Origin of the sequence: Thermotoga maritima MSB8 (assembly GCF_000008545.1) — a bacterium.
GTDB classification, from domain to species: Bacteria; Thermotogota; Thermotogae; order Thermotogales; family Thermotogaceae; genus Thermotoga; species Thermotoga maritima.
Window position 1 is genome coordinate 1,086,312 of the sequence record NC_000853.1, and the last position, 13,990, is coordinate 1,100,301.

14 protein-coding genes are annotated in these 13,990 nt (G+C 48.6%); 4 read left to right on the top strand and 10 right to left on the bottom strand.

What is annotated here, in order from left to right:
• The first annotated feature begins 2 nt into the window (after positions 1 to 2).
• From rhaI to TM_RS05450, 4 genes are read left to right on the top strand one after another with little or no spacing between them, the layout of a single operon-like run.
• Positions 3 to 1,145 carry an L-rhamnose isomerase gene (gene rhaI / locus TM_RS05435; RefSeq protein WP_004080416.1) on the top strand — a complete coding sequence of 381 codons (1,143 nt, stop codon included), beginning with the start codon at positions 3 to 5 and terminating at the stop codon, positions 1,143 to 1,145.
• Positions 1,142 to 1,852, top strand: coding sequence for a rhamnulose-1-phosphate aldolase (gene rhaD, locus TM_RS05440; protein WP_004080415.1), 711 nt, complete (start codon positions 1,142 to 1,144; stop codon positions 1,850 to 1,852). Before rhaI ends, rhaD begins: the two co-directional genes overlap by 4 nt.
• Entirely contained in the window at positions 1,843 to 3,273 is a 1,431-nt protein-coding gene (locus TM_RS05445) for a rhamnulokinase (RefSeq protein ID WP_010865260.1), read from the top strand. Before rhaD ends, TM_RS05445 begins: the two co-directional genes overlap by 10 nt.
• On the top strand, positions 3,270 to 6,230 hold the full coding sequence (locus TM_RS05450; RefSeq protein ID WP_004080411.1) for an alpha-L-rhamnosidase: 2,961 nt from the start codon (positions 3,270 to 3,272) through the stop codon (positions 6,228 to 6,230). Before TM_RS05445 ends, TM_RS05450 begins: the two co-directional genes overlap by 4 nt.
• Positions 6,231 to 6,301: 71 nt before the next feature.
• On the opposite strand, the gene TM_RS05455 is transcribed toward TM_RS05450, so the two are convergent.
• Genes TM_RS05455 through gyrA form a run of 10 tightly spaced genes read right to left on the bottom strand, consistent with a single transcriptional unit; the run spans position 6,302 to position 13,982 of the window.
• Positions 6,302 to 7,213 carry an ATP-dependent sacrificial sulfur transferase LarE gene (locus tag TM_RS05455; RefSeq protein ID WP_004080410.1) on the bottom strand — a complete coding sequence of 304 codons (912 nt, stop codon included), beginning with the start codon at positions 7,211 to 7,213 and terminating at the stop codon, positions 6,302 to 6,304.
• A 29-nt stretch (positions 7,214 to 7,242) separates the two neighbouring features.
• A complete protein-coding gene (locus TM_RS05460; RefSeq protein ID WP_010865261.1) occupies positions 7,243 to 7,716 on the bottom strand; it encodes a metallophosphoesterase family protein in 474 nt (157 codons plus the stop codon).
• A 4-nt stretch (positions 7,717 to 7,720) separates the two neighbouring features.
• Positions 7,721 to 8,563 carry a pantoate--beta-alanine ligase gene (gene panC / locus TM_RS05465; RefSeq protein ID WP_004080408.1) on the bottom strand — a complete coding sequence of 281 codons (843 nt, stop codon included), beginning with the start codon at positions 8,561 to 8,563 and terminating at the stop codon, positions 7,721 to 7,723.
• On the bottom strand, positions 8,560 to 9,072 hold the full coding sequence (locus TM_RS05470) for a DUF501 domain-containing protein (RefSeq protein WP_004080407.1): 513 nt from the start codon (positions 9,070 to 9,072) through the stop codon (positions 8,560 to 8,562). The genes panC and TM_RS05470 overlap by 4 nt, the downstream gene beginning before the upstream one ends.
• Positions 9,042 to 9,836, bottom strand: a complete 795-nt coding sequence (locus tag TM_RS05475; RefSeq protein ID WP_004080406.1) for a 50S ribosomal protein L11 methyltransferase — start codon at positions 9,834 to 9,836, stop codon at positions 9,042 to 9,044. Before TM_RS05475 ends, TM_RS05470 begins: the two co-directional genes overlap by 31 nt.
• Positions 9,826 to 10,257 carry a ribose 5-phosphate isomerase B gene (gene rpiB / locus TM_RS05480; RefSeq protein ID WP_004080405.1) on the bottom strand — a complete coding sequence of 144 codons (432 nt, stop codon included), beginning with the start codon at positions 10,255 to 10,257 and terminating at the stop codon, positions 9,826 to 9,828. The genes TM_RS05475 and rpiB overlap by 11 nt, the downstream gene beginning before the upstream one ends.
• Complete coding sequence (locus TM_RS05485) at positions 10,254 to 10,595, bottom strand: anti-sigma factor antagonist (protein WP_004080402.1); 342 nt, start codon at positions 10,593 to 10,595, stop codon at positions 10,254 to 10,256. Before TM_RS05485 ends, rpiB begins: the two co-directional genes overlap by 4 nt.
• Positions 10,596 to 10,606: 11 nt before the next feature.
• Complete coding sequence (lexA, locus tag TM_RS05490) at positions 10,607 to 11,200, bottom strand: transcriptional repressor LexA (RefSeq protein ID WP_004080401.1); 594 nt, start codon at positions 11,198 to 11,200, stop codon at positions 10,607 to 10,609.
• Positions 11,197 to 11,571: an archease gene (locus tag TM_RS05495; protein ID WP_004080400.1), complete on the bottom strand. Its 375-nt coding sequence runs from the start codon at positions 11,569 to 11,571 to the stop codon at positions 11,197 to 11,199. Before TM_RS05495 ends, lexA begins: the two co-directional genes overlap by 4 nt.
• Positions 11,568 to 13,982 (bottom strand): DNA gyrase subunit A, encoded by a 2,415-nt coding sequence (gene gyrA / locus TM_RS05500; RefSeq protein WP_004080399.1) that lies wholly within the window; start codon positions 13,980 to 13,982, stop codon positions 11,568 to 11,570. Before gyrA ends, TM_RS05495 begins: the two co-directional genes overlap by 4 nt.
• Positions 13,983 to 13,990: the final 8 nt, after the last annotated feature.

Here is a 13,990-nt window from a genome sequence, read left to right on the forward strand (position 1 = left end):
ACATGGAAAGGATTTTTAAGGAGCTGGACGAGTTGAAGTTCGAACTTCCCTCCTGGGCGTTCAGCGATGCAGGAACAAGGTTTGCTGTCTTCCACGAAGAAGGAGCCGCCCGGAACGTTTTTGAAAGGATAGAAGACGCTGCTCTCGTTCATCGTCTCACAGGTTGTTGTCCTTCCGTTGCCCTTCACATTCCCTGGGACAAAGTGGAAAACTGGGAGGAACTGAGAGAGTTTGCTGAAGAGAAAGGCTTGAAGATAGGTGCCATCAACCCGAATCTGTTTCAGGATCCTGATTATAAGTACGGAAGCCTCACGAATCCCAGCGAAAAGATCAGAAAAAAAGCGATCGCTCACGTAATGGAGTGCGTGGACATAGCCGAAAAAACTGGTTCAAAGGTGATCAGTCTGTGGCTCGCGGACGGAACGGACTATCCTGGTCAGGACGATTTCCGCTCCAGGAAGAAAAGGCTCGAAGAGTCCCTGAGGTACATCTACGAGAACATGCCGGCTGATATGTACCTCCTCATAGAGTACAAGTTCTTCGAGCCCGCTTTTTATCACACTGACATTCCAGACTGGGGAATGAGCTATCTCCTTTCGGAAAAATTGGGAGAACGTGCTCTTGTACTCGTCGACCTGGGGCATCATCCCCAGGGAACGAACATAGAGTACATCGTTGCAACACTTCTGTCTGAGAAGAAACTCGGTGGTTTTCACCTGAACAACAGGAAATACGCAGATGACGATCTCACGATCGCCTCCATAAATCCGTACGAGGTGTTTTTGATCTTCAAGGAGATCGTCTTTGCGAAGAGAGATCCTGAACTCTCTGATTCTGCAAAGAAGGTGGTTCTCATGTTCGATCAGGCCCACATCACAAAACCGAAGATCCTCGCGATGATACAATCTGTTTTGATCGCCCAGGAACTTTTCACAAAGGCACTTCTCATAGATGAAAATCGACTGAGAGAGGCTCAGAAAAACTACGACGTGGTTGAAGCAGAAGAAATTCTTCTCGATGCGTTTCGAACAGACGTAAGGCCGATTCTGAGGGAGTACAGAAGGCAGAAAGGTCTTCCGGAGGATCCGCTCAGAGTCTTTCGGGAAGAAGACTACATGGAAAAAAGAAGGAGAGAGAGACGATGAGAGAGACGATAAGAGAGATTCAAAAAGTAGCTTACTGGCTTGCCATAAAGGGCCTTTCCGAGGCGAACGCAGGGAACATCTCTGTCAGACTGGATGAAAGACCAGAAGGATACGAGGTCAAGAGTGTGAACGAATACGGGTTCGATTACGACGGTCCCGAGATGTACCTTCTGATCACGGCAACGGGCTCGAGAATGAGAGAAGTCTACGAAGACGACAGCAAGATCTGTCTTCTTCACGTCCTTCCGGGGAAACACTACGAAATTCTCCACGGAAACGGAAAACCCACCAGTGAGTTTCCCACACACCTCATGATCCACGCAAAATTCAAGGAGATGAATCCGGAAAAGAAAGCCATCGTTCACACTCATCCTCTGAACCTGCTCACTCTGATGAACTTAGAGGAATTCCAGGAGCTTCTTCCGAAGATGATGAAGATTCATCCGGAAGTTTTGATCTTTTTCCCACAGGGAATCTCCGTCGTCGAGTTCGAAAAGCCAGGCAGTGTGGAACTCGGCCTGAAGACGGTGGAGAAGTCAGAAGGGAAAGATGCAGTTCTCTGGGACAAGCACGGTGTTGTGGCTTTCGGAAAAGATGTCGCAGAAGCGTACGACAGGGTCGAGATCCTGGAAAAAGCGGCGGAGATCCTTTTGAGAGTGCTCAGCCTCGGAAGAAATCCCACGGGTGTTCCGGAGGGATGGCTGTGAAGGTCCTCTCGATCGATCTTGGAGCAACGAACGGAAAGATCTACGAGGTGGAGTTGAAAGACAGGTTGACGGTGAAAGAAATAAAGAGATTCAGAACAGAAGGAACCTTTCTTCCTGGGAAGGATAGAGAACACTTCGTGTGGAATCTTCCCGGGTTCTACGAGGAGATAAAGGGTGTTCTTGAGGCCTCTGACGCACAATCCGTTGGGGTGGATACATGGGGTGTGGATTTTGCCTTACTCGACGAAAACGGAAGACTCGTATCTCTTCCCTATCACTACAGAGATGTGAGAACGAAGGGAGTCATGAAAAAGGCCTTCGAAGTGGTTCCAAAAGATGAGATATTCCAGAGAACGGGTATACAGTTCATGGAGATAAACACGCTCTATCAGCTGTATTCCATGGTGCTCTCGAACGATCCGTTCTTGAAGACGACAAAGCACCTTCTGATGATCCCCGACGTGTTCAACTTCTGGCTTTCTGGAGAGATGGTGAGTGAGTACACCATCGCGAGCACTTCTCAGTGCTACAGCGTGCCGGATGGGGAATGGGCGTACGACCTTCTCGAAAAACTCTCCATTCCCACTGAGATCTTTCCAAAGGTGGTTCCGCCGGGTACCATCCTGGGAAAATGCAGAGTGAAAAAAGGTATAAACGTGATCGCCACCGCCTGTCACGACACCGCTTCCGCTGTTGTTGCTGTACCGCTTGAAGGGGAAGGAATCTACATCAGCTCTGGAACGTGGTTTCTTGTGGGAACGGAGCTGGAAAGACCACTTCTGAGCAAAGAGGCACTGGAGAGAAATTTCACGAACGAAGGTGGGTACGGGAAGATCAGGTTTCTAAAAAACGCAACGGGCATGTGGCTTCTGGAAGAGTGTAACAGAATCTGGAAGAAGGATTATTCGGAGATCATCGAATCGGTCAGGAATGTCCCTGGTTTCCAGGCGTTTCTCGATCCCGATAGAGAAGAGTTTCTCCACCCTGGAAACATGCCGGAGAGGATCAGAAATTATCTTGAAAGAACGGGCCAGAAAATCCTGGAGAGGATCGGAGAAATCTCCCGGCTCATCTTCGAATCCCTTGCGTTCAACTGCAGATGGATCGTGGAGCAGATCAAAGAACTCACCGGCAAAAGATACGGGAAAATCCACGTGGTGGGTGGAGCTGTGAGAAACGATCTTTTGATGAGTTTCATAGCCAGTGCGACGGGGAAGACGGTGGTGGCGGGTCCTGTGGACGCCACTCCCATCGGGAACGCACTCGTTCAGCTGATCACCCTGGGAGCGATAGCAAACATCAACGAAGCCAGAAAGATCGTGAAAGAATCCTTCGAATTGAAAACGTTCGAGCCGAAGAATCCGGAGTTGTGGAGCGAAAAGTACGAAGAATGGAGAAGGTACAAGGGGATGAGAGTGTGAACCTGAAGGATCTGGAAAACCCTGGAGTGTGGTACAGACCCGCTCCCTTCTGGAGCTGGAACGATAAGTTGTGCGAGGAGGAACTTCTAAGGCAGATAGACGAAATGTATGAGAAGGGCTACGGAGGCTTCTTCATGCACTCGAGAGTGGGGCTTGTAACGGAATACCTCTCTGAGGAGTGGATGAGACTCGTAAGAAGCTGTGCAGAACACGCCAGAAAACTCGGGATGCTCGCCTGGCTCTACGATGAGGACAAATGGCCTTCCGGATTCGCTGGAGGAATCGTGCCACTCGAAAAACCGGAACACAGGCACAAATACCTCACACTCTTGAAAAAGGATCAGATCAAACCAGAAGATGAGATCCTGAAAAAGATAGAAAGAGACGGCGAAGAATTCTACGTGGTAAAACGCGTTATGAAGCTTGGTGATCCGTGGTTCAACGGAACCTGCTACGTCGATCTGCTCTCAAGAGAGACCACAGAGGCGTTTCTCAGATCGACACACGAGAGATACAAAAAATCGTGCGGTGATCTTTTCAGAGTCTCCATCCCCGGGATCTTCACCGATGAACCCACCTATCTGAGAGTGCATCACCCTAAAGAAACCACACTCCCCTGGACAGAACGATTTCCAGAGGAGTTTTTGAGGCGAAAGGGATACGACATCAGAGACCACTTAGAAGAACTCTTCTTCAACGTGAAGGACTACATGAAGGTGAGATACGATTTCTTCGATGTTGCGACGAGTCTGTTCATCGAAAACTTCACGATCCCGTACGCGAAGTGGTGTGAAGAAAACGGCATCTTCATGACGGGACACTACATGGCAGAAGATACACTCAGAGGACAGGTGGAGTGGATAGGTGCCGCGATGCCACACTACGAATACATGCAGATACCGGGAATAGACAAACTCGCCAGACACCTGGAACAGGTGGTCACGATAAAGCAGGTTTCATCGGCGGCAGAGCAGTTAGGGAAGAAATGGGTGCTCTGCGAAACGTTCGGTACAACGGGTCAGCACGTGAGTTTTCTGCACAGAAAATGGATAGCGGACTGGCAGGCGGTTCTCGGTGTCACGTACATAAACCCGCATCTCAGTCTTTACTCGATGAGAGGAGAGAGAAAGAGGGACTACCCACCGAATCTCTTCTATCAACAGCCTTGGTGGAAGAACGAAAGATTCCTGTCGGATTACTTTGCAAGACTGAACCACATCGTCACACAGGGAAAGAGAGAGGTCAAAGTGCTCATGATACATCCCATCTCCTCAGCGTGGTGTGTGTATTCTAAGTTCGATGACGAGATCGATAAGCTCAACGAGCTCTTCGATACGATCACAAAGGAACTCGTTGCGAACAAGATAGACTTCCACTTCGGCGACGAGATGATCCTCTCAAAACATGGAAGAGTGAAAGAGGCAAAACTGAGAGTAGGAGAGTACGAATACGAAGTCGTGGTGCTGCCACCGCTCCTGAATCTGAAAAGTTCTACTGTGGAACTTTTGAACTCACTGGCAGAAAACGGTGGTAAGGTCTTTGTTTTGAAGGATTTCAGGTACGGCAGGTTCTTCCCGGAAAGAGTGGAAGGAAAGAAGGGAAGAATCGAATTCCTCAAAAAGGCTCGTGTTTTTGAAACGCTCGAAGATCTCATCGAAGAACTCAAACCCTTCTTTTCTGTGGATGTTCTGGATACGAAAACGAAAGAGAATGCAAAAGCGGTGATCGCGCAGAAGAGAGTGCTGGAAGACGGATCTTATCTTCTCTTTCTTGCGAACACGGACATCGACCGGGAAGTGCACTGCCATCTGGAACTGAAGGAAAAGAGAAAACACACGTACGCGATAGACCTGTTCAATTTCAAATTGGTGGAGCTGAAGGAAAACGAGTTTGTCATGTTCCCAGCGTCGAGTGTTTGTATCTGGGTAACGGACGAGGAGGTTCCTGCAGAGGATGAGAAAGTGGTTTCAACAGGAGTTCTTCTGGAGAAAGAATTCGATTTCGAGACGGCACTGAACGACTTTGAAGTGAAGATGAACTCTTTCAACGTTCTTCCAGTGGACAGGGTGGAGTATTTTGAAGCGGGTGGAAGGGTTTTCAGGAACGAGTTCGTCTCGAAGATCTGGTACGAGTTCTACAGATTACCGGATGGTACACCGTTCAGGGTGGAGTACTCTTTCGAGGTCAGGAAAAAGCCTCAAAAACTCTTTCTCGTCGTTGAGTGCGCGGAAAATCTTGACAGAATCACGGTGAACGGTCGAGAGGTGAGGTACGAAAGAAAAAGCTGCATTTTCAACGAGGAACAGAATTTCCTGGATGTGAACTTTGGAAAGATGGAGATCACAGATCTCGTCAGAGAAGGAAAGAACACGGTTGTTCTGGAGGGAAGAAAAGAAAACAACATCACAGGCCCGGGGTGTCACACGAGGGTGAAAGATCCAGAGAATCACAGGCCAACAGAGGTGGAGACGATATATCTTGTGGGAGATTTTTCACTTGTGAACGTGGACGAGACGAGGTACGTGATCGATGCACCCAAGATACCGGATCACAGGGACATCACACGGGATGGGTACCCGTTCTATGTGGGATCCTTCACGCTCAAAAAGATATTTGAGTGTAAAAAAGACCCGGGGAAAAGATACTTCCTCAAGCTGAACGGTGTGGAGGCGGCCTCGGTCGAGGTGATCCTGAACGGGAAGTTCCTGGGCGTTCTTTTCTGGAGACCTTTCATGATAGATATTACAGATGCTCTGAGAAACGGAAAAAACGAACTCCAACTCGTCCTCACAAACACACTGTTCAACCTCATAGAGGCGAACCACAAGGCAGACGTTCTCGAGGAGACCTTCAGAAGACCGAAGAGCTTCATAGATTTCGAGCACCACACGGACAGATACATCCTGCTGCCCTTCGGCCTGGAAAACGTCGCCGTTCTCAGCTCTTCTTCACGATGAACTTCGGTTTTCTTCTGAACTTGAATATCTTTCTCAGAAAGAGCAGAAGGGGACACCTGAAGGCCATAGTCTCACTCCTTTCTGGCATCGACCACCTGAAAGGTGCGAAGTTTGTTGTTCTTCGATTCTCTCCACTCGATCTCGATGGGGAAGGCGAACTCCGGTTGAAGCCTTCCCTCCTTTATCCACTTTCTTGACTCTTCGTTCCTGTAGATCGCGGGACTGGCCAGAACCACGAGTTTCATAGGGCCATCGACCACGATGACCCCGTCTATCGTCTCTTCTGCGGAGAGCTTTTCGACGATCTCGTTCATCACCTTTTCTGGTGGAAGAGGTTTCACATTCACGAGGGCGATGTTTCTTGAAAGCGGCCCGATGATCTTCACGTTGGCGAGTTCCGGCTTGAAGCCATGTTCTTCGAGAACTCTGAGAAGGATCTCGTTTGCAGTAGAAACAGCTTTTCCGTGGTAATCCGGGTTTATGAGCATCTTCAGAAGGTGTTTCAGTTTGCATCCTTCTCTTCCCGCAGACTCACCGATCTTCTTCACTTCCAGTCCGAGGAACTTCAGCATCTCGTTTATCTCTTCTTTACCGACCCTGCAGAGTGGTGAGTAGACACCGTCGAAGACCTTCAGGCCCGTTTTTCCCCAGCTGTCGGAGGCGTTTGCACCGCTCGCAACGAGGTGACCCTGAGCGTATCTTTTCACCAAAACGGTCTTCACGTCGCGGGTGCAGGCGTTGCAGGATGGACCGTGTTTCCAAACCTTCTCCTGCATCCTGTTGGAAGGAATGAAAGTGTGTTTCAAGCCGTGTTTTTCTGCGAAGTTTCGAACAATCTCTCTCGATCTCTCGTAGGTGTAAGGGCTCCAGTCCACGGTGACGAGCTCCACCCTTTCTTCTCCGAGGGCCATCTTCGCCAGGATTGCCACCAGCGAACTGTCCTTTCCCCCGGAGAAGGCAACGTAGAGCTTTCCGTCTTTCACGGTTTCTCTTATGTCCTCGACGATCTCTTTTACAAGGTCTTCAACTCGAATCGTACTTCACCCCCGTCCAGTTCAAGGACGGCGTAAGAGCCTTCAGCGAGGCTTCCCGGGTTCAGAAATCTCACACCCGCTTTCACCGTGTCCTCCGGTTCGTGGGTGTGTCCGAAGAGTATCACCTGAGGTTTTTCGTTGAAGACCTTCAAAAGACGGTCTTTCAGATCCCACGGGGCACCCCACCCGTGACACATTCCTATGGTGACACCCTCTACAAGCAGGACTTTCGAGAACGGAAGGTGTTCTTTCACGTCTGGATAATCCATGTTTCCGTGAACTCCGTAGAATTCCTTAGAAAATTTCTCAAGAAGGATCACCGTGTCCAGATCCACATAGTCTCCAAGGCCTATCACGCCATCGTACTCTTTCAAAGAGTTCAGTATCTCATCCGGAAGACTGGCCATGCGCACGGGAACGTGTGAGTCGGAGATCAAAAGGAACCTCTTCACGTTCTCACCCCAGGATCGTGTTATCTATGAGTCTTGCATTTCCAACCCAGGCAGCCACCGCGACGATCACCTTTCGATCGATCTTCTCAACCGGCTCCAGAGTCTCCTCGTCCACGATCTCCACGTAGTCTATCTTCACCTTATCGAACCTGGAAAGGTGTTTTATCATCTCTTCTTTTATCTTTTCTGCGTCTCTTTCACCGTTCAGATAGAGATTCTCCGCTATTTTCAGAGACTGATAGAGCGAAAGCGCCTGCTGCCTTTCTTCGGGCGACAGATAAACGTTTCTTGAGCTCATCGCGAGGCCATCCGGTTCTCTCACGATGGGACACTCGATCATTTCCACGTCCATGTTCAGATCTCTCACCATCCTCCTCAGAACCCTGAACTGCTGTGCATCTTTTTGACCGAAGTACGCCCTGTGAGGTTTCACGATGTTGAAGAGCTTCGTGACCACGGTGCACACTCCACGGAAATGACCAGGACGGGATCTACCACACAGGTGTTTTGAAAGTTTCGTTTCTTCAACGTAGGTGGAAAAATCGGGAGGATACATCTCCTCGACTGATGGGTGGAAGATGCAATCCACGTTTTCTTTTTCGAGGAGCTTTCTGTCTCTTTCGAAATCCCTCGGGTACCTCTCGTAGTCTTCGTTGGGACCGAACTGGGTGGGGTTCACGAAGATACTCACCACGACCACGTCGTTCTCTGCCCTTGCTCTTCTCACGAGTGAAAGATGACCTTCGTGAAGATATCCCATTGTGGGAACGAAACCGATTGTTTTCTTCTTTTCCCTCATTTCTTCGGAGAATTTCTTCATCTCTTCGATAGTCTCTATGATTCTCATTCTCTCGCCTCCCCCGCTCTGCAAAGCTTCTCTTCGCAGAACTTTCTCTCCACAAGATCCCACACCATCTCCCCTACGGGGTTTTTCACTCCGGCCAGATAGTCTGCAAGATGAAGGTGGAGACATTTCAGTTTGGTGAAGTCTCTGATACCACCGGTTCCAACCTTTGAAAGAATCTCCCGGAAGGGGTGATCTTCTGGCAAGAGTTCTGCCCTTTTTTTTATGATCTCAACGTGAGCTTTCTTCATCTTTTCTCGAAGCTTGCCTTCTCTTTCCAGTTTTTCCTCGAACTCTTTTACATATCCCTGTGATTCGAGTTTTGAGACTTCCTTTCTCAGATGAGGGCAGGTGAGCCAGTAAAGTGTAGGAAAAGGCTTTCCGTCTTTGATGGGAAAGCTTTCTATAACGACGGGGTATCCATAGGGACATCGAAAGACAACGCGTCTCATGTTCGTGATCTTTCTACCAAGTTGCCATCCTACGATCTTTTCATCACGAGGGTCACCCATTCTCTCTCCTGCTTTCTCTCCAGAACGTTCCATCCGTGTTCACTGGCCTTTCTTTTCACCATGTCTTCTTTCCTGTCAACGATCCCTGAGAGTATGAGCATGGAATCTCTGTGTGTGACACGATTCACATCTTCGAGTAGCTTCACGTGAATCTCAGCCAAAATGTTGGAGACCACAATATCGAAAGTACCCTCCACCTCTGAGAGAAGATCCGACCATTTCACCAGCACGTCGACATCGTTCTTTCGAACGTTCTCTTCAGCCACCTCGACGGCCTGCTCATCTACATCGACCGCTACCACCCGAGATGCACCGAGTTTTTTGGCAGCGATGGCGAGTATTCCCGTTCCACATCCAACGTCGAGCACAGTGTTTCCTTCCTTCAGATACTTTTTCAAGAAGAAGACGCTCATTCTCGTGGTGGGATGGAGCCCTGTGCCAAATGCCACACCGGGAGACAGTTTTATCACGATCGCATCTCTTCTGTTTATCTTTTCAGTTGGATCTATGAATATTCCTTCGACGATTTCAAAGGGTTCGAGCTCAACTATCCAGTCTTTGGGAGTGGTGATCTTCTCGTCAACAATCTCCCAATCTTTCAAAAAATCGGGAAGGGGTTCGCCCTCCCTAAGGTAGATCTTCAACACCTTCTTTCCCTTTTTGTCCTCTTCTATCGCAAAATTGAAGAAACCCTCTTCGTAAAATTTCTCTACGAGTTCTTCCTCTTCGATTTTCAAAGGAAGTATCAGCTCTTTAAACCTCATCGATCTTTCTGATTCTCCTTTCGTGCCTTCCTCCATCGAAGGGTGTTGAAAGGAAGGTATCCACTATCCAGAAAGCGAGCTCTGCTCCGATGAGCCTTCCCGGAAGAACGAGGATGTTTGCATTGTTGTGCGATCTCGCGAGTCTTGCCATGTCCGGGAAAAGACAGAGAGCTGCTCTTATGCCCCTGTACCTGTTTGCAGCAATTGACATCCCGAGCCCTGTCCCACACAAAAGGATTCCAAAATCCGCTTCGTTCGACAGAATGGATTGAACAACTTTTTTTGCGTAGTCCGGATAATCAACGGATTCCTCGGAATAGGTACCGTGATCTTCCACTTCTATTCCCTTGCCCAGAAGGTAGTTCTTCACCTTCTCTTTCAGTTCAAAAGCTGCGTGGTCCGATGCAATAGCGATCTTCACTTTCTTCGCACCTCCTCCATGGCCTCCGATATCGTATCGTATATCTTCACTATGCGATCCAGATTCGTCAGAGAAAGGACTCGCTCTACCTTCTCGTTTGGAGACACCAGTGCAAAGAAACCACCACTGCTGCTGATACTCTTCAAGATGTTTACAATGACACCCAGACTGAAGCTGTCTATGCTCTCCACATCCGAGAGGACCAGAAATATCTTGTTGTAACCCTTGTTCAAAAACTCGTCAAAAACCCATTTTTTGAACAGATGCGCGTTCTCTATGTTGAGCTCTTTGTTCGGCATCAGTATCACCACGTCATCCACAATCTTGTAGGGAAACATTTTATCCCCCCTTAGAGTTTTCTGAAAACTCCCACCACTTTACCCAGGATTTTCACCTTTTCCGCCCTGAAAAACATCGACGACATCTCTCTGTTAGCGGGCCTCAACTCTACCGTATCACCCCTCTGATAGAACTTTTTTAGCGTCACCTCTCCGTCAACCATCGCCGCCACGATATCCCCGTTCTGCGCCCAATCCTGTCTTCTCACAAGAACTAGGTCCCCATCACAGATGTGTTCTTCTATCATGCTTTCTCCTTTTACCTTCAACAAAAAGTGATCGTAACCGCTCGAAAGAAAGCTCTCGGGAATTTCTATGTAATCTTCCAGATATTCGATGGCTTCTCTTTTTTCACCTGCACGAATCTCTCCAATCAGAGGTATTTTGTTCCTTATGCTTTTCGATATCCTCAGTGCCCGCGGTTTGCCGTTTTTCCTTTCGATGTAACCCTTCTTCTCCAGAGCAATTAGATGGAGAAGAGCGCCGCGCGGAGTGATCCTGAAGCGCCGCGCGATCTCCCTCACCGAGGGGGGATATCCATTTTTCTCTATGAACTCTTCTATGAACAGAAGCACCTTTCTCTGCCTTTCCGTGAGATCTTTCAAGTATCGAACACCACCTTCGTTTTCAGAACATCTCCATCACGCTCGAACTTCAGAAGATGGTATGTGAGAGCTTTTATTTCGGTTCCCTCTTTTTTTCTGATCTTCCTGAAAGTTACTTTTAACTCATTCCCTTCCCTTTTAATCCTCCAGGGAGCCCATCCTTTCGATATCTCAAGAATCCAGTCGTTCACCGTGTCAAAAAAAGCGTCTTCCGTCTCTTCAAGAGGATACATTTTCTCTTTCTCTTCGGTGTCGAGGACAATCCCTTCTTCTTCGAGAAGGATGTTTCTCGCCTCTTCCAGAAGTTCTTCGTAAGAGTTCCCGGATATCTCGTAAGCGATATCGGCGGTATGTTCTATGGGTTTCCTCAATCTTTCACCACCGCCACCTTCGATATGGTATCGTCTCCAAGTTCGATGAGTTTCACACCTTTCGTTACACGACCGATGACACCGATTTCAGACACGGGAAATCTGATCATCATACCGTTTCTTGTGACCACCACTATCTCTTCGTCGCCCCTCACGTACCTCACAGCTACTACGTATCCCGTTTTGTTCACATCGGAGATGTTTCTGAGACCCGTTCCTCCCCTTCTTTGAATCCTGTACAGCTGAACGGGTGTTCTCTTGCCGAATCCCTTCTCTGTCACGGTGAGAATCTCTCCTTCCTCACCTGGAGGTATCACGTCCACACTCACCACTTCGTCTCCTGGCTGAAGCTTTATCGCCTGAACTCCGGCCGCATTTCTTCCCATTCTGCGAACATCACTCACCGGAAATCTGATGGCCATACCCATCTTCGTTGCCACTATGAGTGTTTCTTTTTCGCTGTTAACAACCCTGGCGCTGACGATCTCATCTCCAGGTTCTATCTTTATGGCTCTGACACCGCGATTGCTGGTGGCGTTTTCAAACTCTTTGAGGGCGGTCCTTTTGATCTTCCCGGACTTCGTAGCGATCACAAGATCCCTTCCTTCACCGTTCAGAGAAGCGAGTGCCACGATCTTTTCTGTGTCTTCGAGATTCAGAAACGCGGTGATGTGTCTTCCTCTCGTGTTTCTTCCGGTAGTTTCCAGCTGATAATTCTTGAGAACGTACGCCCGCCCGAGGTTCGTTATAAACAGGGTCGATGAGGTGTTCTTCGCGACCACAACGAACTCGACCTCATCATCTTCAGAGAGTTTCGAGACGGTGATACCTTTACCTCCACGCTTCTGCGATCTGTAGCTGTTCAGCGGTGTGCTCTTCAGATAACCCTTATGACTCAGTGTGATCACCACGTCCTCTTCGACAATGAGTTCTTCTTCGTTGTATTCGATACTTTGATCTGTTACTTCTGTTCTTCTGGGATCTCCGTATTGCTGCTTCAGGTAGAGGAATTCTTTTTTCATTATCTCCTTTACTTTTTCGTCCTTCTCGAGTATTTCCTTCACTTCTGAGATCTTCCTGACCAGATCGGAGTATTCGTTTTGAAGGTTCTCTATTTCGAGGGAAGTCAGCCTCGAAAGTCTCATGTCGAGAATGGCTTTTGCCTGTTCTTCGGTGATCTCGAGTGTTTCCATGAGCGATTGCCTCGCACTTTCCACATCTTTGCTGTTCCTCACGATGTCCACAACAACACCTATCGCTCTTGCCGCTTTCAGGAGACCCTCGACAACGTGTGCCCTCCTTGTGTACTGCTCGTATTCGTACCTTGCTCTTCTTCTGATGACTTCAAAGCGGTGCTCAAGGAAAGCTTCCATCAATCCTTTCAGATTCATCAACCTGGGCCTTTTGTGTTTGTCTATGACCAGCATCTGAACGTTGAAGTAATCCTGAAGAGCGGTTCTCTTGTAGAGATTGTTTATTATGACCTCTTCGTTTGCGTCTTTTGGAATTTCTATGACTATTCTCATTCCGCGTTTGTCAGATTCATCTCTTATGTTCCTGATTGGGAGTGATTCGTCGTCTTTTGCAATCTTCGCTATTTGCTCTATGAGACCCGCTTTACTGACTCCGTACGGAATCTCCGTGATGACGATTCGCTTCACTCTCTTTCCATCCTCGACGTGCACCTTCCCTCTGACGATGATCCTGCCTCTTCCCTCTTCGTAAACCTTCTTCAACTCAGAAGCGTTCACTACCACGGCTCCTGTGGGGAAATCCGGCCCCTTTATGAACTGCATGAGTTCTTCAACCGTGGCTTCTGGATGGTCGATCAAATAAATCAGGGCATCCACGGTCTCGGAGAGATTGTGTGGAGGTATGTTCGTGGCCATTCCCACCGCTATACCGGAGGCACCGTTTATTATGAGATTTGGCACTTTGGATGGGAGGACTTCAGGCTCCTTCAGCGTGCCATCGAAATTGTCGATCATGTTCACCGTGTTCTTTTCTATGTCTTCGAGCATTTCTTCTGCGAGCCTCGTGAGTCTCGCTTCCGTGTACCTCATCGCGGCTGGAGGGTCTCTGTCTATGGAACCGAAGTTTCCCTGACCCTCTATGAGTGGATACCTCATCGTGAACGGTTGAGCCATCCTCACGAGGGCATCATACACGGGTGCGTCGCCGTGAGGATGGTACTTACCCATCACTTCACCGACGATTCTCGCACTCTTCTTTGTGGGTGAGTTGTGCTTGAGGCCGAGTTCGTACATTCCATAGAGAATTCTCCTCTGAACGGGTTTGAGGCCGTCCCGAACATCCGGAATGGCCCTTCCCACTATAACGCTCATCGAGTACAGAAGATAAGACTCAACAAGCTCATCCTCTACGGGTTTGTTTATCAGGATCTCTGGCATTCACATCC